This window comes from Ureibacillus endophyticus, from assembly GCF_003628435.1.
Lineage (GTDB): Bacteria > Bacillota > Bacilli > Bacillales_A > Planococcaceae > Ureibacillus > Ureibacillus endophyticus.
In genome coordinates this window covers 1-25,083 of the sequence record NZ_RBZN01000004.1, presented here as the reverse complement: position 1 = coordinate 25,083, position 25,083 = coordinate 1, and the positions used below count along the sequence as shown (strand labels likewise).

Annotated in this window: 25 protein-coding genes; 12 read left to right on the top strand and 13 right to left on the bottom strand. The window is 38.1% G+C overall.

From position 1 onward, the window contains the following. Nucleotides 1-180, bottom strand: a complete 180-nt coding sequence (locus tag D8M03_RS02970; protein WP_121213186.1) for a hypothetical protein — start codon at nucleotides 178-180, stop codon at nucleotides 1-3. 159 nt (nucleotides 181-339) lie between these two features. On the opposite strand from D8M03_RS02970, the gene D8M03_RS02965 reads away from it, so the two are divergent. Beyond that, nucleotides 340-1,389: a tartrate dehydrogenase gene (locus D8M03_RS02965; protein WP_121213185.1), complete on the top strand. Its 1,050-nt coding sequence runs from the start codon at nucleotides 340-342 to the stop codon at nucleotides 1,387-1,389. A 370-nt stretch (nucleotides 1,390-1,759) separates the two neighbouring features. On the opposite strand, the gene D8M03_RS02960 is transcribed toward D8M03_RS02965, so the two are convergent. The 6 genes from D8M03_RS02960 to D8M03_RS02935 all read right to left on the bottom strand — a co-directional run bounded on the left by D8M03_RS02960 (nucleotide 1,760) and on the right by D8M03_RS02935 (nucleotide 7,612). After that, nucleotides 1,760-3,124 carry an IS3 family transposase gene (locus D8M03_RS02960; RefSeq protein WP_121213184.1) on the bottom strand — a complete coding sequence of 455 codons (1,365 nt, stop codon included), beginning with the start codon at nucleotides 3,122-3,124 and terminating at the stop codon, nucleotides 1,760-1,762. A gap of 341 nt (nucleotides 3,125-3,465) precedes the next feature. Then, nucleotides 3,466-4,125, bottom strand: a complete 660-nt coding sequence (gene phoU / locus D8M03_RS02955) for a phosphate signaling complex protein PhoU (protein ID WP_121213183.1) — start codon at nucleotides 4,123-4,125, stop codon at nucleotides 3,466-3,468. 13 nt (nucleotides 4,126-4,138) lie between these two features. Next, entirely contained in the window at nucleotides 4,139-4,909 is a 771-nt protein-coding gene (gene pstB / locus D8M03_RS02950) for a phosphate ABC transporter ATP-binding protein PstB (RefSeq protein ID WP_121213265.1), read from the bottom strand. 86 nt (nucleotides 4,910-4,995) lie between these two features. Beyond that, on the bottom strand, nucleotides 4,996-5,823 hold the full coding sequence (gene pstA / locus D8M03_RS02945) for a phosphate ABC transporter permease PstA (protein ID WP_121213182.1): 828 nt from the start codon (nucleotides 5,821-5,823) through the stop codon (nucleotides 4,996-4,998). A gap of 1 nt (nucleotide 5,824) precedes the next feature. Beyond that, nucleotides 5,825-6,730 carry a phosphate ABC transporter permease subunit PstC gene (gene pstC, locus D8M03_RS02940; protein WP_121213181.1) on the bottom strand — a complete coding sequence of 302 codons (906 nt, stop codon included), beginning with the start codon at nucleotides 6,728-6,730 and terminating at the stop codon, nucleotides 5,825-5,827. A gap of 39 nt (nucleotides 6,731-6,769) precedes the next feature. Then, a complete protein-coding gene (locus D8M03_RS02935) occupies nucleotides 6,770-7,612 on the bottom strand; it encodes a phosphate ABC transporter substrate-binding protein (RefSeq protein WP_121213180.1) in 843 nt (280 codons plus the stop codon). A 364-nt stretch (nucleotides 7,613-7,976) separates the two neighbouring features. Here D8M03_RS02935 and D8M03_RS02930 point away from each other — a divergent pair, with 364 nt between their 5' ends. From D8M03_RS02930 to D8M03_RS02910, 5 genes are all read left to right on the top strand, one after another. After that, nucleotides 7,977-8,477 (top strand): Lrp/AsnC family transcriptional regulator, encoded by a 501-nt coding sequence (locus D8M03_RS02930; RefSeq protein WP_121213179.1) that lies wholly within the window; start codon nucleotides 7,977-7,979, stop codon nucleotides 8,475-8,477. Next, complete coding sequence (locus D8M03_RS02925; protein WP_121213178.1) at nucleotides 8,477-9,646, top strand: aminotransferase; 1,170 nt, start codon at nucleotides 8,477-8,479, stop codon at nucleotides 9,644-9,646. Before D8M03_RS02930 ends, D8M03_RS02925 begins: the two co-directional genes overlap by 1 nt. Before the next feature lie 235 nt (nucleotides 9,647-9,881). Then, the gene (sstT, locus tag D8M03_RS02920) at nucleotides 9,882-11,096 is read left to right on the top strand and encodes a serine/threonine transporter SstT (protein ID WP_121213177.1); all 1,215 of its coding nucleotides are present in this window, start codon (nucleotides 9,882-9,884) and stop codon (nucleotides 11,094-11,096) included. A 169-nt stretch (nucleotides 11,097-11,265) separates the two neighbouring features. Next, complete coding sequence (locus D8M03_RS02915; protein WP_121213176.1) at nucleotides 11,266-11,802, top strand: ribonuclease H-like YkuK family protein; 537 nt, start codon at nucleotides 11,266-11,268, stop codon at nucleotides 11,800-11,802. Nucleotides 11,803-11,876: 74 nt separating this feature from the next. Next, nucleotides 11,877-13,118 carry an aminopeptidase gene (locus tag D8M03_RS02910; protein ID WP_121213175.1) on the top strand — a complete coding sequence of 414 codons (1,242 nt, stop codon included), beginning with the start codon at nucleotides 11,877-11,879 and terminating at the stop codon, nucleotides 13,116-13,118. 45 nt (nucleotides 13,119-13,163) lie between these two features. On the opposite strand, the gene D8M03_RS02905 is transcribed toward D8M03_RS02910, so the two are convergent. Both D8M03_RS02905 and D8M03_RS02900 read right to left on the bottom strand, forming a co-directional pair. Then, entirely contained in the window at nucleotides 13,164-13,895 is a 732-nt protein-coding gene (locus D8M03_RS02905; RefSeq protein ID WP_121213174.1) for an alpha/beta fold hydrolase, read from the bottom strand. A gap of 91 nt (nucleotides 13,896-13,986) precedes the next feature. Then, nucleotides 13,987-14,382, bottom strand: coding sequence for a VOC family protein (locus D8M03_RS02900; RefSeq protein WP_121213173.1), 396 nt, complete (start codon nucleotides 14,380-14,382; stop codon nucleotides 13,987-13,989). Nucleotides 14,383-14,913: 531 nt separating this feature from the next. Here D8M03_RS02900 and D8M03_RS02895 point away from each other — a divergent pair. Beyond that, nucleotides 14,914-16,269: a transposase gene (locus tag D8M03_RS02895; RefSeq protein WP_121213172.1), complete on the top strand. Its 1,356-nt coding sequence runs from the start codon at nucleotides 14,914-14,916 to the stop codon at nucleotides 16,267-16,269. 211 nt (nucleotides 16,270-16,480) lie between these two features. Here D8M03_RS02895 and D8M03_RS02890 read toward each other — a convergent pair whose 3' ends face one another. Genes D8M03_RS02890 through D8M03_RS02875 form a run of 4 tightly spaced genes read right to left on the bottom strand, consistent with a single transcriptional unit; the run spans nucleotide 16,481 to nucleotide 20,599 of the window. Next, complete coding sequence (locus tag D8M03_RS02890; RefSeq protein ID WP_121213171.1) at nucleotides 16,481-17,566, bottom strand: GerAB/ArcD/ProY family transporter; 1,086 nt, start codon at nucleotides 17,564-17,566, stop codon at nucleotides 16,481-16,483. 11 nt (nucleotides 17,567-17,577) lie between these two features. Further along, a complete protein-coding gene (locus tag D8M03_RS02885) occupies nucleotides 17,578-17,820 on the bottom strand; it encodes a hypothetical protein (RefSeq protein ID WP_121213170.1) in 243 nt (80 codons plus the stop codon). 6 nt (nucleotides 17,821-17,826) lie between these two features. Then, nucleotides 17,827-19,026, bottom strand: coding sequence for a Ger(x)C family spore germination protein (locus tag D8M03_RS02880; RefSeq protein ID WP_245987435.1), 1,200 nt, complete (start codon nucleotides 19,024-19,026; stop codon nucleotides 17,827-17,829). Next, nucleotides 18,995-20,599 carry a spore germination protein gene (locus tag D8M03_RS02875; protein ID WP_121213169.1) on the bottom strand — a complete coding sequence of 535 codons (1,605 nt, stop codon included), beginning with the start codon at nucleotides 20,597-20,599 and terminating at the stop codon, nucleotides 18,995-18,997. Before D8M03_RS02875 ends, D8M03_RS02880 begins: the two co-directional genes overlap by 32 nt. Nucleotides 20,600-20,890: 291 nt before the next feature. On the opposite strand from D8M03_RS02875, the gene D8M03_RS02870 reads away from it, so the two are divergent. The 5 genes from D8M03_RS02870 to D8M03_RS02850 all read left to right on the top strand — a co-directional run bounded on the left by D8M03_RS02870 (nucleotide 20,891) and on the right by D8M03_RS02850 (nucleotide 24,886). Then, nucleotides 20,891-21,418, top strand: a complete 528-nt coding sequence (locus D8M03_RS02870; protein ID WP_245987434.1) for a phage/plasmid primase, P4 family — start codon at nucleotides 20,891-20,893, stop codon at nucleotides 21,416-21,418. Nucleotides 21,419-21,636: 218 nt separating this feature from the next. Further along, complete coding sequence (locus tag D8M03_RS02865; protein ID WP_121213168.1) at nucleotides 21,637-21,861, top strand: hypothetical protein; 225 nt, start codon at nucleotides 21,637-21,639, stop codon at nucleotides 21,859-21,861. A gap of 136 nt (nucleotides 21,862-21,997) precedes the next feature. Continuing rightward, on the top strand, nucleotides 21,998-22,897 hold the full coding sequence (locus D8M03_RS02860) for a phage major capsid protein (RefSeq protein ID WP_121213167.1): 900 nt from the start codon (nucleotides 21,998-22,000) through the stop codon (nucleotides 22,895-22,897). A gap of 75 nt (nucleotides 22,898-22,972) precedes the next feature. After that, nucleotides 22,973-23,176: a transposon-encoded TnpW family protein gene (locus D8M03_RS02855; RefSeq protein ID WP_121213166.1), complete on the top strand. Its 204-nt coding sequence runs from the start codon at nucleotides 22,973-22,975 to the stop codon at nucleotides 23,174-23,176. Between the two features lie 57 nt (nucleotides 23,177-23,233). Then, nucleotides 23,234-24,886, top strand: a complete 1,653-nt coding sequence (locus tag D8M03_RS02850; protein WP_121213165.1) for a recombinase family protein — start codon at nucleotides 23,234-23,236, stop codon at nucleotides 24,884-24,886. The last annotated feature ends 197 nt before the right edge of the window (nucleotides 24,887-25,083 follow it).

Sequence of the window (25,083 nt, the reverse complement as noted above, 5' to 3'; positions counted from 1 at the left end):
TCACTTCCAATCCTTTGTTAAGAAAAAATTAATTCCTATTACAATACATGTCAGCACTGTCCATATTAAAAAACTACCGTACCATTTTGCTACATCTGTTAATAACGTATATGGAAGTATGTATGCTAGCAAAATCATTATCAAAATGGCTAGTGCCCACTTCAATTCATTTCCTTTCAAATTATCACCTCATAAGATAATTGACTGATTATTAGTATAACTAAATCCTTACAAATTAAAAATAATCAAAATTTTTGTTCATTAAAAATAGTATTTTTCATTTTTAATTTAAGTTATATTTTAATAGATTGAAAATTCTATATAAAGGAAGTTTTAATAATGAAAACATATAAAATTGCCGTAATCCCGGGGGATGGAATTGGCAAAGAAGTTGTCCCAGCAGCAATTGAAGTGCTAGATACTGTGGCGAAACTTGATGGAGGCTTCCAATTTGAATGGACATACTTTCCATGGGGTTGCGATTATTATTTAGAACATGGCGAAATGATGCCAGAAGACGGAATTGAAACCCTTAAAAAGTATGATCAAATCTTTTTAGGTGCAGTTGGGATGCCTGAGCTCGTACCTGATCATATTTCACTTTGGGGTCTGTTAATTAAAATTCGCCGAGAGCTAAAACAATCTATTAATGTTCGCCCTGCAAAATTGCTACAAGGTCTTCAATCACCATTAAGAGATCCACAAAACTTTGATATAACGGTTGTTCGTGAAAATTCAGAAGGTGAATATTCCGATAGTGGTGGTCGCATTCATCAAGGAGCCAACGAAATTGCTATTCAAAACGCCATTTTCACAAGGAAAGGTACAGAACGTGCAATGCGCTATGCCTTTGAATTAGCAAAGAACTCTCGTCAGCATGTAACAAGTGCTACAAAATCAAACGGCCTAACGTATTCCATGCCATTCTGGGATGAAATATTTGATGAAGTTAAAAAGGACTACCCAGACATTGATACTGCAGTCAATCATATTGATGCACTAGCTGCATTCTTTGTAATGAAGCCCCATGCATTTGATGTAATTGTTGCTTCTAATTTATTTGGCGATATATTAACGGATTTAGGTGGCGCAATTATGGGAAGTATCGGTATTGCGCCAGCTGCAAATTTAAATATCGAAAGAGAATACCCTTCCATGTTCGAACCTGTACATGGCTCTGCCCCGGATATTGCAGGACAAGGCGTTGCGAACCCAATTGGCCAAATTTGGACAGGTAAAATGATGCTAGATTTCTTAGGCCACCAACAAGCTGGAATAAAAGTTTTAAATGCTATTGAAGCAACTTTAGCTTCAGGCGTGAAAACAAGGGACTTAGGGGGAACCGCAAACCTTGAAGAAGTGAAGAATGCAATTTTGAAAAATTTATAATGTGGAAAATCCTAACTCTCGATTGCGGGGGTTAGGTTTTTTTGATATGGGTACTAATTTTTGCTGGTGATTTGGGCTTTATTGCGGATATGAAGGTCACTAGAGCACTCTTTCACATGTGATTTGACCTTTATTAAGGGTATGAAAGTCACTGGGGCACTCTTTCACATGCGATTTGTCCTTCATTAAGGGTATGAAGGTCACTGGAGCTCTCTTTCACATTGATGTGACCCCAAAAAGTTAGACACGAATATTTAATTAGGTTCGATCAATTGTATAAGTTAGACCACTTCCTGCCAAGCCATTTTTTCCGAAGCGTAGCGAGGAAGAAATGGCTTGGCAGGTCGCGGCTCGCTTCGCGCTCTAACGATTAAGCAGCGTATTGGGTATGAGTTCGATATTGGACTGGACTCATACCTTTTAATTTCGCCTTAATTCGTTTGTTATTATAGTACTCGATATACTTTTCTAGTTCTAATTTAAAATGCTCGATACTCTCAAACTCTTTAAGATATAAAAATTCTGATTTCATTATTCCAAAGAAATTCTCCATTACAGAATTATCGTAACAGTTCCCTTTACGAGACATACTTTGAGTAATCCCTTTCTCTTGTAACGTCTCACGGTATTGTTTCATTTGATAATGCCATCCTTGATCAGAATGCATTAGAAGTTGGTGGTCTTCAGGTAGCCGTTCTAGAGCTTGATCCAACATATCCGAGACAAGGGAATACGTCGGTCTTGGGCCGATTATATATGTAATAATTTCTCCGTTAAATAAATCTAGAACAGGTGAGAAATAAAGTTTTTCTCCGAAAAGCTTAAACTCCGTAATATCAGTTACCCATTTCTCATTTGGTTGTTCCGCTGTAAATTCGCGATTTAAATGATTAGGCGCAATCTTACCAACAGTTCCTTTATACGAACGATATTTTTTCATTCGTACCTGACACTTCAATCCTAACTCTTTCATGATTCGTTGCACTTTTTTATGGTTGACCTTTTGCCCACGATTTCTTAATTCATCCCGAATGCGACGGTATCCATATCGCCCTTCATGTTCGTCAAAAATTTCTTTAATTTCTCTTTTTAAGTCTGCGTCTGGATCTGGTTTTCCCATTTGTTTTACGTGATAATAGTAGGTGCTTCGTGGGAGATCGGCTCGCTTTAACAATTCTTTCACCGGAAATTCATGCCTTAATTCATAGACTATTTGTGCATTGTCTTGATTGGTGATGATGTTTTGTGTTGAACTAAGGCATTCAGCTTTTTTTAAATACTTAACTTCCATACGTAGTTGTTGTAACTCTGCTTGTAACTCTTCCACTGAAACTTCTGTAACTGAATCTTTATTTTTCTCATTTATTTTTTTGTTCATGAATGACCGCTCCTTAGTCTCTGACTGAAAGGCCACCAATCCTTGTTCTTCGAGTTGATTTCTCCAATTAAAAATACTGGTAGGAGAAGCGATATTAAAAATCGCTGCAGTTTCCAATAGGGATGTGCCGTTTTCAATCATAAAGTTTAATACATCCAGTTTAAACTGTTGTGTATAACTTGTACACGACCTAACAAATGCCTCAACCCCATTGTATTCATAACGTTTCACCCACTGATTGATTTTTCTGTAATCCATCCCCAGCTCTTTAGCAACTTCCCTATAACTCTTAGTACTATTTAAATACATCATAACAGCTTGTAATTTTTGTTCATCAGTAAATTTGGATTTAGCCATAAAAAGACACCTCAATTGTTAGTTTGCGTGTCTAACAAATTGGGTGCAGTACACATGCGATTTGTCCTTCATTAAGGGTATGAAAGTCACTGGAGCACTTTTTCACATGTGATCTGACCTTCATTAAGGGTATGAAGGTCACTAGAGCACTCTTTTACATGCGATTTGTCCTTCATTACGCTCTTGAAGGTCACTAGAGCTCGCCTTCGCTTATGATTTGTCCTTCATCACGCTCTTGAAAGTCACTGAAGCATTCCTTCTCTGGTAATTTGTCCTTCATTCCAAATGCTTATATAAACATAAAAGCCAAACTCACAATAAAACGAGTTTGGCTTCAATGATTATGGATTAAAATCAAACATTTGACCTTTAATTATATAGGCTGTGCTCTCGGCGATATTTGTAATATGGTCTGCCACGCGTTCTAAATAGCGATTCACAAAAAGTAATTGCACGAGCTGGTTTGTTTCTTCTGGATGTTCACTTAAATAACCTGTCAGTTTCTTATATGTTTCAATATTAAGGTCATCTACCTCATCCTCTAAGTCGCCCACTTCCTTAGCTAAGGCAATATCTTCTTCTAAGAAAGATTTAAGTGATTTTTTCAACATCAGGATTGAGATATCTTTCATCTTCTCTAAATCCGTAAGATCTAATAAACTATTTGCTTGCCCAATCTTGATAGTTGATTTTGCAATATTAACTGCGAAATCCGCAATTCGTTCAATATTATTCGAAATCTTTAAAACAACTACAACGATACGTAAATCTCTTGCAACGGGTTGCTCTTTTGCCATTAGCCATACTGCAAATTGATTAATTTCCTGTTCGAGATTATCAATATCGTTATCTTCTTCAATGACTTTTAAGGCAATTTCAACATCCCGCATTTTTAACGCATTAAACGCTTTTTCTAAAGCATCAATTGACAATTCGCCCATCTCATTAATTTTTCTCTTTAATTCTTTTAAGTTATTTTCGAAGTTTTCACGAATAACCATCTATGCGCCCACCTTATCCGAATCGACCTGTTACATAGTCTTCTGTTCTTTGATCCCTTGGCGTTGAAAAAATAATATCTGTATCATCAAATTCCACCACTTCTCCATTTAAGAAAAAGGCTGTTTTATCAGAAATACGTGCAGCTTGTTGCATGTTGTGTGTAACAATTACAATCGTATAATCTTTTTTCATATTAGTAATTAGTTCTTCAACCTTCAGTGTTGAGATTGGATCCAGTGCTGACGTAGGTTCATCCATTAGAATAACATCTGGTTTCATAGCAATTGCTCGAGCAATACAAATTCTTTGTTGCTGTCCACCTGATAAGCCAAGAGCAGATGATTTCAGACGGTCTTTTACTTCATCCCAAATGGCTGCTCCGCGCAAACTTTCTTCTACAATTTTATTTAGCTCTTTTTTATTTTTAATCCCCTGCATTCTAGGACCATAAGCAACGTTATCATAAATTGACATAGGGAAAAGATTTGGCTTTTGGAAAACCATTCCCACCTTTGTGCGTAATTTAATTACATCATTATTTTTATAGATATTTTCTGAGTCAATAATGATATCACCAGTAATTTTTACTCCATCAATGAGGTCATTCATTCGATTTAAGGTTCTTAAAAAAGTCGATTTACCACAACCTGAAGGACCAATTAAAGCAGTTACTTCTTTTTCACGGATATCCAAAGATACTCCATACAATGCTTGTTTCTCACCGTAAAACAAATTCAAATCTTTTACAGCTATTTTTGATGCTTTCTCTATTTTACTTCTCATCTCTGATTGCACCTTCACTGTTAGATTTTCTTCTTTCACCAATGATTCACTACGTTCCATTACTGCTGTACTCATAAATGCCCTCCTTATTTATTGGTTGCTTTGTTAAGTTTTTTCGAAATCAAAGTCGCTGAAATATTAATCCCTAAAATAATCACTATTAAAACAATCCCAACTGCAGCAGCTAATTCGATATCACCCGACTCTTGTGTCACTAAATAGGAGTGAACCGTTAACGTTCGAGCTGATGAAAATAAACTTTCTGGTAAAGCCGCCACAGTACCTGCTGTTAAGAAAATTGCAGCCGATTCTCCGACAATACGTCCAATGGAAAGGATAATCCCAGATAAAATTCCTGGCATTGCACTCGGCAAAATGACTTTATACAAAGTTTGTAGCTTTGTTGTTCCTAATGCTAATGAACCTTCACGATAAGATTGAGGCACTGTTTTTAATGCTTCTTCCGTTGTTCTAATAATTACCGGTAAAACAATGATTGTTAATGTTAAGGATGCAGCGATAATGGACATCCCCATTTTTAACGTTGTAACAAAGAACACCGCTCCAAATAATCCATAAATAATCGATGGAATTCCTGTTAAACTTTCTGTCGCAAAACGAATTACTTTTACTAAACGACCTTGTTTTGCATATTCTTGTAGATACAATGCTGCGAGTATTCCGATTGGCGTTGCAATGACTAATGAGATGACAATTGTATAAATCGTCGTAACAATCATCGGCCAGATTCCTCCACCTCCAGTAGGTGAATAATCGCCAAAAATAAACTCAAAACTGATCAAATTCATACCCTTTATAAAGATAAATCCAACAATCATCACGAGAACGGCAACAGAAAGAAAAACTGAAAGCCATAATAACCCACGTAATACGCTATCCTTCAGTTGTCTCAACTTAGTTACCACCCTTCGCACTGATTTTGGCTAAAACAAAATTTAAGATTAAGATAAACGAGAATAGAACAATCCCTGTCGCAAATAACATCTCTTGGTGTGTTCCTGCTGCATAACCCATTTCTAGGGCAATATTCGTTGTTAATGGGCGCACGCTGTCTGTTAAACTTGTTGGTACAATTAAACTGTTACCTGCTACTAGAATTACCGCCATCGTTTCACCTATTGCGCGGCCTAGACCTAATACAATGGCTGTCATAATTCCTGATTTAGCTGCAGGTACAACTACTTTAAAGATGGTACCAATTTGTGATACCCCAAGTGCTAACGAACCTTCCCGGTAAGTGTTAGGGACTGCACGAATTGCTGTTTCTGCAACGGTCACGATTGTTGGTAACATCATGATAGCAAGCACAAGTATGACTGCTAATAAACTTTGCCCCTTGACTAATCCAAAAGTATTTTGTAAAAACGGCACAATTATTGCTAATCCAAATACACCGTATAATACGGATGGAATACCTGCTAAAAGCTGTATTGCTGGAGAAATGATTTTTGCTAATCTTTTAGATGCTATTTCGGCTAAGAAAATTGCCGTAAATAAGCCAACCGGAACACCTATGATTAACGCTCCGATTGTTGCTAAAATTGAAGCAACAATCATTGGGAAAATACCGAACTTATCTTCACTCGGTACCCAATCCGTCCCAAAAATAAAATCTATAAAACTATAACCCTCAACGATAAAAGGATGTGACCCTTTATAAAATACAAATCCGATAATTAACAATAAACTGATGACAGAGAGAAGTGCACATATCAAGAAAAGTTTTGATGATATTTTCTCTAAAAGATACTTTCGTTTATTCGACTTACCAATTTCTACGCTGTTTGTTTGGATAGACACTCTTATTTCCTCCAAGTTTTATAAAAGTTTAGTGACTTCTTACTTTACTGGGATAGCTCCTGCTTCCGCTGCTATTAGTTGTCCATCTTCACTTAAAATAAAATCTATAAATTTCTGACCAGCTTCCGTTAATTCCCCTTCTTTATAAACAAATAAGAAAGGTCTTGATAATCTATATTTTTGCGCTAAAACATTTTCGGCTGTTGCTTTTACACCATCTATATCAATGGTTGAAATGGTTTCATCGATATACTCAAATGAAATAAATCCAACCGCATGTTTATTGTTAGCAACTGTTGTTTTTATATTTCCGTTTCCACTGGCGATAATTGAACTTTTTACTAATTCACCCGAACTATACTCAACAATTTCTTGGAAAGCGTCACGAGAACCTGAACCATCCTCACGAGATACAACGACGATTTCCAAATCATCTCCACCTAGCTCTTTCCAGTTCGTCACTTCACCTGTGAAGATTTGTTTCACTTGCTCTAACGAAAGATTTTTTACCTTATTAGATGGATGTGTTACGACAACAATTCCATCGTATGCAATTACCACTTCTTGTAATCCACTAGCTTGTTCTTCTTCTTTTAAATCCCTCGAGGACATGCCAATTTCTGACACGCCATTAATGGCATTTGTAATTCCCGCTGATGAACCAATTTGATTTATTTCAATGTTTGAATTATCTTGCTCTGTATATTTTGCTGCTAATTTTTCTGCAAGCGGTCCTACTGATGTTGATCCGGAAATAGCGATTGTTGATCCATCACCATCAGATGCCTGTGTTTGACTATCACCATTACTAGAACATGCTGATAATACAGCTAACAAAGAAAGCATCAATAACCCCATTTTGACTTTTGTTAAAATGTTCATTCGTTACCTCCGAGAGTATTCGTTTGAAACTTTATGTCGTATTTTGTCTTACCTGTAGAATAAACTCGCAGTGTAAATTTACTTCGGGGTCTTTGTAAAGCTTTTGTAAATTCAATAAAAAACAATTTTAATTGTATTAAATATTGTAAAAATTAAGATATTAATTAAAAGTAACTACTAGCTCATAAATTGATTTCTTAACTATCAATTTCTTTCTAGTAACGGATTGTTTTTTACTTCAAAATTCGACAATTCTCAATTTCTTAGAAAACATCTTGAGCTCCTAAAAAAACACAGTTACAATCATAGAAATGGCGCTAGTTTTGGCTATAAAAAATAAATACTTATTTGGAGGTCTTTTAAGTTGAAATTAACTGCAAAAGAAATGGAAATAGTTGAGATTCTAGAAAAAGACTCACGTGTTGCAGTAGAAGATATTGCAAAGATGGTTGCTCTAAGCGTGGAAGAAACAAAAGAGTCCATTAAAAGACTTGAAGAAAACAAAGTAATTGTGAAATATATCTCAATTGTGGACTGGACAAAAGTTGAGGAGCACCCAGGCGTTCGCGCGATGATTGATGTAAAAGTAACGCCTAAGCGTGGTGTTGGCTTTGATGATATTGCTGAACGTATCTATCGTTTTGACGAAGTAAATTCAGTTTATTTAATGTCAGGTACTTATGACTTATCTGTTATTGTGGAAGCGAAATCAATGAACGAAGTAGCAAACTTTGTATCCCAAAAACTTTCAACACTTGATTCAGTACTTTCTACAACAACTCATTTCATTCTTAAAAAGTACAAACATGATGGAATCATTTTTGAACCAGATAACAAAGACAAAAGAATTGTGGTGTCACCATAATGGAATCAACAAAAAGTAAATATGTTTCAAAACTTGTAAACGAACTAAAACCATCAGGCATTCGCCGCTTTTTTGATTTAGCTGCAGGCATGGAAGGGGTTATTTCTTTAGGTGTAGGTGAACCTGACTTCGTTACTCCTTGGCATGTACGTGAATCAGCAATTAATTCATTGGAACAAGGATACACTTCTTATACACCAAATGCTGGTTTACTCGAGCTACGTCAAGAAATCGCCTATTATATGAAAAACCAATTCAATGTAGAATATTCACCTAAAGAAGAAATCATTGTTACTGTAGGTGCAAGCTCTGCCATCGATATTGCAATGAGAACAATCTTAGATCCAGGTGATGAAGTAATTGTCGTTGAGCCATGTTTCGTTGCCTACGTTCCAATGGTAGAACTTGCTGGCGGTGTGGCAGTTCAAGTACAAGCATCAAAAGAAAATGATTTTAAAATTCAACCAGATCAACTAGAAGCAGTCATTACAGATAAAACAAAGGCAATCATGTTATGTTCTCCAAATAACCCAACTGGCACAATGCTTAGTAAACATGAACTTGAAGAAATTGCAAATCTAGCAAAAAAATATGATTTACTCATTATTGCCGATGAAATTTATGCAGAACTAGCTTATGACGAAGAATACACAAGTATGGCAGCAATTGAAGGAATGAAAGAACGTACAATTTTAGTATCAGGTTTCTCAAAAGGTTTTGCCATGACAGGTTGGAGACTTGGATTTGTTTGTTCACCTCCTGAAATCTCAAATGCAATGCTGAAAGTTCATCAATATGCTTTAATGTGTGCTTCAACAATGGCGCAATATGCTGCAATTGAGGCACTAAAAAATGGTCGACCAGAAGTAGATGAAATGATTAAAAGTTACCGCCGCCGTAGAAATTACATTGTACAATCGTTCAATGAAATTGGATTAGAATGTCATAACCCTGGTGGTGCTTTCTATGCATTCCCATCTATTAAATCTACTGGACTAAGCTCTCAAGAATTTGCTGAACAGTTATTACTGAAAGAAGGGGTAGCTGTAGTACCTGGAGACGTTTTCGGTGAAAGTGGAGAAGGTCATATCCGTTGTTCTTATGCAACTTCATTAGAACAGTTACAAGAAGCTATTAAGAGAATAAAACATTTTATAGAGAACCTATAAATTGATATAGAGGCTGTGCAGTAAAGTTGCACAGCCTTTTCTAATGCTTCTGCTGAGATTACATTTAGATGTTATTAACTTAACATACTAATTTATGGAAAATATTATTTTCAGAAAATAAAAATTATTCGATAGATATTCCCTAATTAACATATCCATGATAAACTAATGTCCATCACAGTAATACAATTGTACGCTCAACCAGTATATGTCAGGTTAACATCGGAGGGAGAACATGAGAAACATTATACTAAAATGGAATCAAATTAGTTTAGTACTTAGGATTTTGATAGGGATTGTTGTTGGGGTGGTATTAGCCGTTACAATTCCTGATTCAGTTGCATGGGTTTCTATTTTTGGTTCATTATTCGTAGGTGCTTTAAAAGCCGTAGCACCAATTTTAGTATTAATATTAGTAACAAATGCTATCTCTAACCATAAGAGTGGCAAAAAGACAAACATGAAAAGTATTTTAGGACTTTATGCAATCGGTACATTATTAGCTGGGGTAGTTGGTGTTGTTGCCAGCTTCCTATTCCCTGTTTCATTAACACTTACTTCAGGTGTAGAAGATTTAGCACCACCTGGCGGAATAGCGGAAGTACTTAAAACACTTTTATTTAAAATTGTTGATAACCCAGTGAACGCCTTAATGAATGCAAACTATATCGGCATCTTAACATGGGCAATTTTACTTGGCTTAGTTTTAAAGAAAGCAGCAGATACAACAAAGACAGCTATTTCAAATTTATCTGATGCTATTACACAAATCGTTAAATGGGTAATTGATTTAGCTCCACTAGGTATTATGGGACTAGTGTTTGATGCTATCGCAACAAATGGTCTTGATTCATTACTTGAATATGGACAACTTCTTACACTTTTACTTGGTTGTATGTTCTTTGTAGCGTTAGTGGTCAATCCAATCATTACTTTTATCTATACACGTTCAAATCCATATCCACTTGTGTTAAGAACATTAAGAGAAAGTGGAATTACAGCATTCTTTACTCGTAGTTCAGCTGCGAATATTCCTGTGAACCTTACATTATGTAAGAAATTGGGTCTGGATGAAGATACATATTCCGTGTCAATTCCTTTAGGTGCTACGATTAATATGGCAGGTGCCGCAGTTACAATTTCAGTGTTAACTTTATCTGCTGCACATACGTTAGGAATTGAAGTAGATATATGGACAGCTATCATTTTAATGGTACTCTCTGCTGTTTCTGCAGCGGGCGCATCTGGTGTAGCTGGTGGATCTCTATTATTAATTCCACTTGCTTGTAGTTTATTTGGAATTTCAAACGACATTGCGATGCAAGTTGTTGGTGTTGGATTCATTATTGGAGTTTTACAAGACTCTTGTGAAACAGCACTTAACTCTTCTTCAGACGTTCTATTTACAGCGACTGCAGATATCGCGAAAAAACGTAAAGAAGCAAAATAGTATAACGATTAAGAGGCTGTGTTAAAGGTTAAATGACTTTTAACACAGCCTTTCGTATTTAAAATCCACTATTGCAAAAGGACTTCTCAGACGGAACTTTTTTAGAATCTATTTTTAAGATTAATTGAATATAATGTATAAACAAATTAACATGAGAAAGGAAGGTGTAATGGAAAACACCAAGGAGAATAGTGTCACCTTTCAGAATTTAAGTCAAAAGAACATGTCCTTCGATGAAGTTTTCCAACATATAACTAACTTTATGAAGAAAGAACCCTCAGGTAAATTTCGGTTAATGTTTGGCACAGATTCGCAAGTTTTCAACCAATATACGAAATTCATTACCGGTATTGTGATTCAACAAGAAAGAAGGGGCGTTTGGGCTTGTATTCGAAAAGTTATAGTCCCTCGGAAAATGCTAAATTTGCATGAACGGATTTCCTATGAAACAACTTTAACCGAAGAAGTCGTTTCACTATTTACAACTGAACATAAAGAGCAATTAATTAATATTGTTTTACCATACATTTATAATGGTGCGAATTTCACCATTGAAGGACATATTGATATAGGGTCTGGAAAGCGAAATAAAACTCGGGTCTTTGTAAAAGAAATGGTAGCTCGATTAGAATCAATAGGGGTGGAACCAAAAATAAAACCTGAATCCTTTGTTGCTAGTAGCTATGCAAATCGTTTTACAAAATGAAGTTTTACAACATCAATTTTTCTACAATTATGCTAATATAGATAAATGAACCAGTAAAACTTGGAGGTGCTCACATGTTAGCTAATTTTGAAGAAAACTTACAAAAGTATGCAAGACTATTAGTAGCAAAAGGTATAAATGTACAAAAAGGCGATTGGGTAAAGATGACAATCACAGTTGATCAAGCCCCTTTAGCACGTTTAATTACAAAAGAAGCCTATGCATTAGGTGCAGAAAAAGTAATTATCAAATGGTCTGATGATGAGATTACAAGATTACATTATTTAAATCAACCAACAGAAGTATTAACAGATATTCCACAGTATGAAATTGATGAGTCAGAAGACCACGTACTAAACCATCGTGTGAGCCGACTTTCGATCATTTCAAGTGACCCAGGTCTATTAAATGAAGTAGACCCTGCTAAGATTGGTGCTTATCAAAGTGCTTTCGGTAAGGCATTCCATGTACAACGTAAAGCAACTCAAAATGATGATTTAAAATGGACAGTAGCTGCTGCTGCCGGTGCTGGATGGGCGGCAAAAGTATTCCCTCACCTTGCAACTTCAGAAGAACAAGTAGATGCACTATGGGATCAAATCTTCAAAACTTGTCGTGTATATGAAGAAGACCCAGTTGCAGCGTGGGATCTTCATAAACAAACATTAAATGAAAAGGCCAATAAACTAAATGAAATCCAATTTGATGCACTACACTATACAGCACCAGGTACAGATTTAACTTTAGGATTACCTAAAAATCATATTTGGGTATGCGCGGAAAGTTATAATCCAAAAGGTGAAGAGTTTATTGCCAATATGCCAACTGAAGAAGTATTTACAGCTCCTGATACACGTCGCATGGATGGTGTCGTTCGTAGCACTAAACCACTAAGTTATGCTGGAACTTTAGTTGAAGGAATTGAAGTTCATTTTAAAGATGGAAAAATTGTTGATATTTCGGCTGAAAAAGGCGATGAAGCGATTAAAAAATTAGTATTTGACAATGAAGGTGGTACGGGTCTTGGTGAAATCGCACTTGTTCCAGATCCATCCCCAATTTCTCAATCTGGCATTACTTTCTTTAATACGCTATTTGATGAAAACGCATCAAACCATATCGCAATCGGTTCTGCTTACCCTACTACTATACAAGGTGGCACAAAAATGAGCCCAGAAGAATTACGTGAAAATGGTATGAACACATCAACAGTACACGTAGATTTCATGATTGGCTCAGCTGAAATGAATATTGACGGTATTAAACAAGATGGTACAGTAGTTCCAATCTTCCGTAACGGTGATTGGGCTATCTAAATTGTAATGAATTAAGCCACCCCTTTTCTGAGGAGGTGGCTTCTTTTATGACATAAATTCTCGGATTGTTTGTATAAAGGTTTGTGAATCCTCCAGCATCCCTAGGTGACCTGTTTTAGTTTTTACTTTTTTCACATTTGGGTTACTCGTTTCAATTGGTTTTACAACATTATCCTCTGAACCTTCAATGACGAGAACTGGAAACTTAACTTGCTCGACTAATTTATGCTGATTAGGTCGATTTTTCATTGTTTCGAGTGCCATCACTAGCCCTTCTTCTGACGCATTATAAGCAATGTTCCGCGCAAAATTCACATGCTCTACTTTAGGGTTTTCACCAAAAAACGCACCTAACACATTATTTACAAAGTGCTCAACCCCATTATCTGCAATTTCTTGTTGTTGATTTGTGCGCTTTTTAATCTGCTCATCAGTATCAGCTAAATCCGAGGAATATGCTAATATTGCTCTATTGATAGGGGCAATTCCCTTTTCAATAGCGGCCAACACAATATATCCACCCATGGAATGCCCAAGCCAAGTCGCATCCTTAATGCCTTCATGTGCTAAAACATCAGCTACTGCTGTTACATAATCATAGACAGAGTAGCTTTCTTTTTCTACCTTACTTTCTCCATGACCTGGTAAGTCTACTGCAATACAATCATAATGAGATGATAGTTCATCAAAAACCTCGCTAAATATCTCCTTTGCTCCTAAAAATCCATGGATGAAAACGAGAACTTCCCCTGATCCTTTTCTTATATATTGAAGCATATTTGTCTCCTTCCATTAATAAAAAATAGATGGACGAGTACTTAACATCCATCTACAAACATTATTCCCATATATACTTCTCTAAAACGTTTTACTTTGCATTCTGATCCGGTTGATGAATTCCAAAAATATTGCCATCTGTATCAAGATAATAACCTTGCCATGCCATTCCTGGTAGTGCATACTTAGGCAACGCCACTTTACCACCTTGTTGAAGAATCTTTTGTTCAGTAGCATCATAATCCGCTACACCGATTGTACATACATAGCCATTTAAAGCTTGGCCAGGTTCAGGAGCTGGTCCTTGACGTTTCATTAGAGCACCATTTATCCCTGGTTCTTCGTCACTTCCGGTAACCACTCCAAAGTACGGCATCCCCGCATATTCAGAATAATCTTGATACGTCCAACCAAATACTTCACCATAAAATTTCTTAGCATTTTCAATATCATTCACATGTATTTCGAAATGTATAATTCTGCTCATTTTACTACCTCCTCAGGCGATTTTACCACCTCTTAATTATAGGGGAATTTTGGTAATTATAATCAGTAGGTTGATTGAAATTTTATATTTGACATGAAAGAGATTTTGCTCTATTTATGTGGAAATTTTTATAGTATGTTAAATATAAAGGTAGTGTAAAAACTTCTATGAAAAACTGAAAATCACAAAGTATTAGGCTCAAAATTACTCTTCGAACGAGATGACAATCGCTCTTGACAAACATTCCGAAAAAGAAGCGTTCACTTAGGGATTGAGAGAAAATCTTAACTGAACAGCTTCAAGCGGGGCAGAAAAAAAGACCAGTCGCAGACAAGATTAAGTGCTTGTAGTGACTGGTTATTTTTTAGTAAGCGTCAAACCTGACGGTACCTATTAATTTAATTGAGTCAATTTCATAATTCGAAAGCCTTGCTACGACTAGCCTTTTAAGGCATAGAAAAAGGAGAACCTCCCCAAATCTCGAATGTGTTAAGTACGATCAAAACACTGAGATGAAAGGATGAACTCCCAATGCCATATATTCGACATGAGAGCTTATTTACCCTGCAAGAACTTTATCAAATGGAACAAAAAGATCGTTTACGTGAGATATTTTCTACCATTGACATTGCCCCAATCTTACGCTTGGTCAGAAAAACATCTCTTTATGGTGCCCCCATTGAAGTGAATTACAGAGCAATGGTCTATTCCTTGATCGTTAGGATTCTTGAGCGTATTCCGACAATCAAAGATTTAATAAAACGACTACAACATGACATTTTATTTCGCCTATATTGTGGCTTCATGCTTTCAGAAGCCATTCCTTCTGCATCTTCCTATTCACGATTGGTGTGCAAGATGAGCGAAAGACATACGTTGGAAGAGATTCAACAGCAGTTATTAGAACATGCCATTGTCGAAGGATTTATAACTGACGATACGGTTGCCATAGATGCAACTCATATCGAAGCTCAAGATCAAGCGCCTATAAAGCAAGAAAATGAACAGCCAAAACCCAAAAAACGTGGGCGAAAAACCAAAGCCGAACGTGAAGCTTGGCTGAAACAAAAACAAGAAGAAGAGGAACAAAAATCAATCTTTGAGAAAGAAATCGCCGCCCAATTACATGAGCCGTTCCATGTTTTACGAGATCACATGCCCCTTGACCCGCAGTGGGGAGTCAAGAAAAATAGCGATGGAAAACATGTCTTTTGGTATAGCTATAAAGGTCACCTTGCCGTAGGGACACAGAATCAATATATCCTTGGAGCCATGCTCTCTTCCGGGAACTTGAATGACAGTAAAGCCACCATTCCACTCCTAAAAGGGCTGGCTTTGCAGCATCCAAATTTCAACTTCAACTATTATGCAACCATTGATGCAGGTTACGATTATGAACCTATATACAAGCAGGTTCGAGTAGCGAAGGCGCATTCCGTTATTGCTTATAACCGTCGACGGGAACCAGAACTTATCGGGTTTGACGAACACTTTGCCCCTACTTGTGTTAGAGAACATTCTTATCGTTACGACAGCTACGACCGGAAGTATGACACGCTCAATTACGTTCGACCGAAAGCATGTGAGAGCTGTCCATTGGCGCAAGATTCACTTTGTCAGAAGGCTTACAAGATGAAGATCACAACGGATCTACGAAAGTATACGGCTCCAGCTCGTGGTTCGAGGCTTTGGAACGAAATCGCTAAAAAACGATCTGCAGTCGAACGAGTGAATGCTTATCTAAAGGAATTTTTCCAGTTGAATAACGTAAGACATCGAACGGGTCAAAAAGCGAAGGCTTATTTTAACTTAGTCACTTTGGTTTATAATAATACGAAATTAGCATGTGATCGTTTAAGCCGCCAATTACAAGAACAAGCGGTATAATTTTTTGGAAAAACATGTTCAAATTCGGTTAGTCTATGATTCTATAACGAAGCATTATGAAATTGATTCATGAATATGAAAATTCCAAGATTGCTACTGATCGGCAAGGGCATGGAGGTGCATGTGAACTCTTGGATAAGGCTAAACGGCCTGTTCAACATTTTGAAGATACCGATGTACAAGCACAACTCCTCAAACAACAGGAGATTGTTCAGTTATGCAATCTGTTTACTATCCAGACAATGCATAATAGGAGTGCTGGAATGATCACGAACATGGTTATCATGGCGAGAGTAACAGGACCAGCTATCGCTTCTGTTAGCACCTGGGTATTAGGAGCCACCCATTGGCTGAACAATAGAAGCAACAAGCCAAGCGGGTACACGATTGGCTGATAATTGGAAAGTTTCATCCATTGTGCTGCGACAAGAACCGTAACATAATAAAATACACATATTTTCACAAATGCACCCAATACCCATATAATCATATACAACGATTCCAGATGATTTATAAAATTTGAGATATTTATATACCTCGCTAATATAAGAAAAGGATACGAATAATTGCCTGTTAATTCTCCAAGCAGCAGTAAGGTAGCCAGATTGGAAACAGAAAGCGTTACCATGATCGCTAGCAAACTTCTTGAGAGGGTCTTTTTCGCATTATGATGATCTGCTACAAAAGGGAGAAAGAATGATGCGATGATCATTTCACTAAACCAGGTTTGCAGCACAAAAGCTCCCTCTATCGAGGGTCTAATTCCCTCTCCAAATATAGGGAACAAGTTTGACCATTGCAAATCAGCAATGATCGGTATGATATTGAACAGGAAAAGCGTGATGAAAATTGGGAGAAACAGCTCGGCAAACCTTCCTACGATTTCTAAACCTCCTCGAACTGCCATAGCGCACACTAATACCATGAGTCCCGAAATGACGACAATAGGGGTCGTATGTAGAAATGAACTCACTACAAATTCGCTGTATTCTCTTACGATAACACCATTAACATACAAAATAAAAAGCAAATAGATGCCGCTAATTATCTTGCCGGGAATTCGTCTTCCAATTCGTTCCATAATCTGAATGATATTTTCGGATGGATACATGCGATAAATCCGCAAAACAATAAAAACGGTGATAAAACCGCTAATTGCCCATATTGGTGACAGCCACAAATCCTGTTTAGCATATTTGAACGTTATGGCAGGTGTGGTGAGAAGCGAAGTGGGAATAATCGCCATATACAATATTTTTCCCAATTGGGAAGCTGAAATTCTCCCTTTTTCAATCATTTTTTCTCTTCCTACCTTTCAGTGATCCAAGATTTCAATATGTTTGTAATCGGCCGATATACCGCATCTATTAACTGCGTAGGACCTGGCACATCAGGAAAGAGCAATAGTAAATAAGCAAGGATTACTCCTGAAATGACCAGTACAATGAAAGCAGTTTTTTCACGCTTCATCTGACGGCTCATCTTCTGCCATTCGATGATGACCATCAGGATCACGATTACTACGATCATAAAACCTGCAATCCATTTCATATGCGATCACTCCTGATTCGGTTTCAAGATACTCTTTCCTGTCCCTCCTGGTCTTGAAATTTTTGCATCAGCTTCGACAACAACATCTAGCTTAGTGAAAATATCGCTCCAACGATCTTTATTTTGTTTCCATATGTTAGGATATTTGCGATAAAACGCATCAGCAAATTGAAAAATATCGGCGTTCATCTGTTCTTGTGCAACCGTGAGCGCCTTATTTATACGACGCTTGATGTCATCCTCCAATTCCATTTCCAGTTCTTCAATATGTTTGGAAACTGATAAATCCAGATCTGTCGTATTTTCAATGATATCGTCCAGCGTATGAATTCTGAGCGTAATTCTCCAAAGATCTCCATGAATATACGGAATGACTTCGGTAGAGCTGCTTAGCAATTGGAAGGAAATATATCCTTCAGAATTTTCCGGTGATATCGTCACAGTGCCTCTGTCTAATTCATTTCTAGCCCACATGATCCCTCTCGTTGTACTAGAATCTACAAGACCAGCGAGTTTCCCTTTTTTTAAAATTGCGCTTCCATGTATAAACGGATAGGATTGTTGGTGATCCTGTTTAGTCTCGATAATCAAGCATGGGATGACAGCTGCTTGCGATTTACTGATCATCATTTGCATTAACTCTTTCAATGTAATATTCAATCCCGTCTGCAATTTAGCCATTTCCAGTAAATCATCCGCAACATAATGTTCTATTTGAGGAGCAAGAGAGAGGACTTCTTTGGCTGAGCCTATACTAATAAACATATTGGCTCTCTCTCTGGTTTCTGGATGACGTAATAAAAATTCGAGATGCTCAGCAATTCCTTCCTTAGCCAGTTTTTCTCCAAAAATAATGATCTCGTTATGTCCCCAGAACAATTGTCGAGATAGCTGCTGCTGCAACTTTGACACAGCTTCTGCCAGTGTATTTCCAGTTGTTGACAGAATAACGGACTTTCCAGTTAGTTGCCCGCTGCTGGAATCACTATTTTCCTGTGGCTGTTGAGATGAAGTACGCGCAATATTTACCGATAGCTCCAATTGGTTTTCGTCTGTCAAATCCAAACCGGTCATCGTAACAACCGCTAAATCGTTCACCTCAACCTGATCCCAGCACCCGGTAAGCAAGAGCGAACAGGACATTAAAGCTAAGAGGATAAAGCTAATTTTTCGCCTATAATTCATAAAATCCACCTTCTTCATCATCCATCGTCATCCTCTGGTGGTTGATCCCCCGCTGATTGGAAGACTGGCGGTAAAGATTCTGCATGCCAGTTAAGTGTGGTCTTGTATTCATTCTCCAGTGTGGAGCCCTCAACAGCACATCTTTGTGATCACTGCTTTGTACAGGAGCCAGCGGCGTTAAATAGGGTACCCCGAAAGATCGAAGGGCTAAAAGATGATTCAAGATGACAATCACACCAAGAAGCAATCCAAGCAATCCAAGAAATCCTGCAAGAAACATCAGCGGGAAACGAAGTACCCTGACCGCGATTCCTACAACGAATCGTGGCACCATAAACGATGCAACGCCGGTGATGGCCACAACCATTACCATAGGTGAGGATACAATACCAGCGGATATAGCTGCCTGTCCAATGACAAGTGCTCCGACAATACTAACGGCAGATCCAATTTGTTTGGGGAGTCTGGCACCAGCCTCTCGTAACGCTTCAAACATTATTTCCATTAGCAAGGCCTCCACAAGCGCTGGGAACGGTATTTGTTCACGTGATTTAGCCATCGTTAATAAAAGTTTGGTTGGAATCATCTCTTGATGATAAGTAATTACTGCAATATAAATCGAAGGTCCAAGTAATGAAATGATAAAAAATAGATATCGAAGCCAGCGAATGGCAGTACTGCCCACATAGCGTTCATAATAATCCTCTGGAGACTGCAGTAAAGCAAACATCGTTGTCGGAGCAATTAGCACGCTAGGTGAGCCATCGACAAGGACAACGATATGCCCTTCTAATAAATAAGCTCCAGCTATATCAGGCCTCTCAGTCGAAAGAACTTGAGGAAATGGGGAGTATGGATTGTCCTCGATCATTTCCTCAATGTACATACTATCAAGAATGCCATCGATCTCAATCCGTTCCAAGCGACTCATCATTTCTTGGATCAAATCAGGCTCGGCAATTCCTTCTATGTAGGCAATGCCGATCGGTGTTGTAGTATAAGTACCGATGGACATCGTTCTAATTTTCAGATTGGAATTTCTCACTTTTCGACGAAGTAAAGCTGTGTTCACTCGTAGCGATTCGATGAACCCTTCTCTTGGTCCCCGTAATACAGACTCTGCAGAAGGCTCTTCAATGCTGCGTGTTTTCCATTGGGATACCCCGATTGATAATCCTTGATTTTCTTGATCCACAAGCAGGAATGCATTTCCTACAGATATTTCAGCAATGATATCGTCGATTGTTTCTACTTGTTTGATGTAAGAGACGGCAATTTTTTTGCGAATCGTTTCCAGATTGTATTCATGAGGAAAATCTTTCTGCAGCGGTGCCAGAACATGTTGATCAACTTCTTCGGTATTTGTAAGACCATCGATGTAAATGAGTACAGCTTGTATTTGATCTCCAATCCAAAAATTGTGAAAGATGATGTCGGAACAGTCCGCATAAACCTTTTGAAGCAATTGAAGATTGTTATCCAACTGATTGGATAATGCTGCCTTAGTTTTCTGTGTATGCTGAAGATCACGATTTACAGACCGTTGCCGATCAGAACGAGACCAACGATTGATCAAATATTTAAATTGACTCAAAGCACTCCCTCCATCGAACAGAATATTTCATTATATAGCATGGTCTGTTTCTCCTCCTAATATGTAATAATATTGTGTCTCCTCTTGACCATTTTTGTTAGTAGCAACAATCTTCTTGTAACCATCCATTAGGCATACACATATAAGAAATAAACAATCGAACCGTGGTCATATATGAAAGGAATCTATCATGAGTATTCCACACATACCGGAATCTATACACAGACCATCCATGGATGAAGTGATTATTGCTAGCAGAGGACTTGTTCTAAATGCGGCGCAGGAAAAAGCATGACGGGCGGTGACACCATTAATGCAAGGTTTCTGCACGAGAATTCCTTTGACTTCTCACCGAAGTTTAAGTTGTATATCAACACCAATTATCTGCCCGTTATTACGGATATGACGCTATTTTCCAGTGGCAGAGTGGTGATTATCCCCTTTGAACGACATTTCGATGAAAGCGAGCAGGATAAAAGCCTAAAACGTGAATTCGCCAAACCGGAGAATCAAAGCGCTATCCTCAACTGGCTCATTGAAGGCTATCAGCTGTTAAAGAAGGAAGGCTTGACTTTACCTGATTCCGTTAAGACAGCCACGGAGGCATATAAACGTGACAGCGATAAAATCGCATTGTTCTTTGAAGATGCCTTGGAGGAAAGTCCTAACAGTGAGGTGCGGACATCCGAAGTGTATGACCGGTATCAGCGGTGGTGTATGCCAATGGATGTTATTCGGAGAATGCCAGAAACTTCAAACAGGCCTTGTCCGCCATCGCCCGTGTGGAGCGGAAACGACCACGTTCTGGCGGTGGGATGACCACACTTTTAATGGGCTATAAGCTGGCCAATGACGATGAGTTTTTCCTCCTTTAAACACATTGTAGCAGCTTGTAGCAAGTAAAACAGGTTATATGAAAAAACGCTCTCGTATAGAGAGTTTAGTTTTTACCTGCTACATCTTGCTACAAAGCTTAAAACATTGATATTACAGGCTTTCACCCCATGTGTTCAATATAGAAAGAAAGGACGCAGAACATGATTAAAAATAGACTTTTCAAATCCTATAACCCTAGCGATTTTGATACAGAGCATTATGAAGGAATGTTTATACTACCACAGGCAAAAGGCTCTCCAGTAATTATTCAACGTAGTAAAAATGCAGACCCTCCGCACTGGTGTATCGTGCATGGATATTCCAGCAGTGTCTATTACAGCTATAAAGAAGTGATAGATTATTGCACAAAGCAAGGATGGCTTTAGTTTCTATCCCCATAGGGGAGGTCAAATCTCCACACCTGTTTATTTGTGTAACGGGCGTGGGGCAATGCGTAAAAAAACGCGGTTTCAAACAGGGTATATACCCCACAATCAAATTAAATTTAGGAGGTAAACGATTATGGCAACATCAACAACTTATAATAGAGCGTTTTGGAACGTTATGAAAGGAAAAGATGAAAATTATCAGAATCTGAACGAGGGGTACGATAATGTCGGAGCATATGTCGCACCAGATGAATTCAGGGAAGGTTTTAACACTGCTTTGGCAAAGGAGAATATATTCCGCAGATTTGCTACTGTTATCAATCTATCTTCTGCAGAAGGTAAAATTCAAGCGGTATCCTCAACGGGTACAGCAGATTGGGTTGAAGACGGAGATCCAATCCCTGAAAGTGCCGATACATTTACACAGTTTCTGGTGAAATCATATAAGCTGGCATCACTTGTCAAGCTAAACCGCTCATTTGTCACCGATATGAACTTTAATCTTGATAAATATCTGATGGGTGATTTTGCGAAGCGTTTTGGTAAGGCTGAGGAAAATGCATTGCTTAATGGAAATGGCACAACACAGCCAACAGGCATTCTTACGGCAGACGCAGATGTAGCTACAGCAGACAGTGCTACCATTTCTTTTGATGAGATTACTTCTCTGTACTTTTCATTAAAAGATGAATATCGCAACAACGCTGTGTTTATCATGCACGATAATACAGCCATGCTTCTTAGAACCCTTAAGGATACAAGCGGCAGTTATCTGTGGAATTCTTCAGATAACACCATCTTCGGAAAGCCTGTAGTTACCTCTCCATATATGCCTACAGTATCAGCAGGAGCGAAAAGCATTGTATTTGGAGATTTATCATACTACTGGCTGATTGAGCGTCAGCCAATAACCATAAAGAAATTAAGTGAGTTATATGCATTGCAGGGGCAAATTGGATTTTCTGCTTACGAGAGATTGGATGGGAAGCTAATTCAACCAGATGCTCTGAAAATATTACAAATAAAAGCTTAAATAATGGATTAGGCACTGGGTCATCAATTCGGCTCAGTGCCAGTTCCTTCAAAAGATCGGACAGGAGGTCACGATATGGAAAATCAAAGTAACAGCCGCACAACCAAATCCGATATCGGAGGTACGGTCTATGTGGTGGAATCACGAGTAAGTGATTCAGCAAAGGAAAGTGCATATTCCAAGCTGAAACGACTGATTACAGTCAACGCAAAAAGCCTTTCAAAGTTATCAGATAGTTCAGATAAACCCACGGAAATCAACTCGACTTCTTCAAGGTAGTACGGTAATATACATAGTGCTAAACCGCTTGAAGACTGTCGGAAATGGAGGATAAAAATGAATAGACAGTCAACATTTAGCACTATACGTAAATCAACATTAACATTTGAAGAAGCAAAAATTACTGCTCTGTACTGCAGGCTCTCACGTGATGATGAGCTTGCCGGAGACAGCAACAGTATAGTAAACCAAAAGGCAATTCTAAAAAAATATGCTGAGGACAACGGTTTTCGCAATATCGAATTTTATGTGGATGATGGAGTCAGTGGAACAACTTTTGATCGACCAGACTTTAACCGCATGATTGCAGATGTAGAGTCTGGTAGAGTCGGAACGATCATCATCAAGGATATGTCCCGATTCGGCAGGGATTACCTTAAAGTAGGCTATTATACAGAGATTATGTTTCCTGAAGCAGATGTGCGATTCATTGCTATTAACAATGGTATTGATAGTGCAAATCAAACAGACAGTGACTTTACACCGTTTCTTAATATTATAAATGAATGGTACGCCAAGGATACTAGTAAGAAAATCCGTGCTGTGTTCAAATCCAAGGGACAGTCCGGTAAGCCGCTCTGCACCAATCCTCCTTACGGTTATGTTAAAAACCCTGAAGATAAGTTGCACTGGATTATAGATGAGAAAGCCGCTGAGGTGGTCAGAGATATTTTCCGACTGTGCATGGCGGGTTTTGGACCCACGCAGATAGCAAAGCAACTCGAAAAGGGATGCATTGATACGCCTACGGTTCATCTACGCAAAACGGGTATTAACACTCCAGCAAGACCACCTGAAAACCCATATGCTTGGTCGGCTCGTACCGTAGCAGATATTCTGGCTAAAATGGAATATCTCGGTCACACGGTGAATTTCAAGACTTCTAAAAAATCCTACAAGAGCAAAGTCAAGATATTGAACAATCCAGAAGATTGGATGGTTTTCAAAAATACCCATGAAGCAATTATCGATGAGGGCACTTGGGAAACAGTGCAGAAAATCAGAGATGGCAAGCGAAGACCTTCACGATTAGGTGAAATGGGAATGCTCTCTGGCATGATGTTTTGTGCCGACTGTGGAGCAAAGCTGTATCAGGTTAGAGGCAAGGGATGGACACATGATAAAGAATACTTTGTTTGTGCTACTTACCACAAGAAAAAGGGGATGTGCAGTTCACACCAGATACGCAATGTTGTAGTGGAACAGCTTTTGCTGGAAGACTTAAGACGTGTAACCTCCTTTGCCAAAGACCATGAACAGGAATTCATCTGTATAGTTATGAATAATTCAGAAAAGGAACTTGCCAAAGAACTCCGCCAAATTCAAAAGGAGTATGAACAAGCACAGACTCGCATTGCTGACATAGACAAAATCATTCGAAAGCTATATGAGGACAATGTGATGGGCAAAATTCCCGAAGAGCGTTTTTACAAGATGTCGGCTGAATATGAAGCCGAGCAGAAGGCACTGGAAGAAAGGATAACTGAATTAAAATATACTATTGATACAGCAAATGAACAGTCCCTCAATACCGACCGCTTTTTGGCACTGGTTAAAAAGTACACAGAAATTACAGAATTGGATGCAGAAATTATCCGGGAATTCATTGACAAAATTATTGTATTCAAGGCTGAAAAGATGGATGGTCGCAGAACTCAGCGGATTCAGATTTTCTATAACTGCATTGGCGCTATCGATTTGCCAAACTAAACCCAAAACGGCATAGCCGCAAATCAACGACTATGCCGAATTTTTCAGAAAATAGAAATCCCTATCTGACCGCTCCAAAGGTTGCGCCTTGTTTTTGAGGGCGAAGAGGAAAAAGTAGGCACACTAAATAACCCTCGCCAAATACCAATTTTAACCTTTTCTCCATTCGGTTTGTCAAGAGTTCGCTACGCCGATTG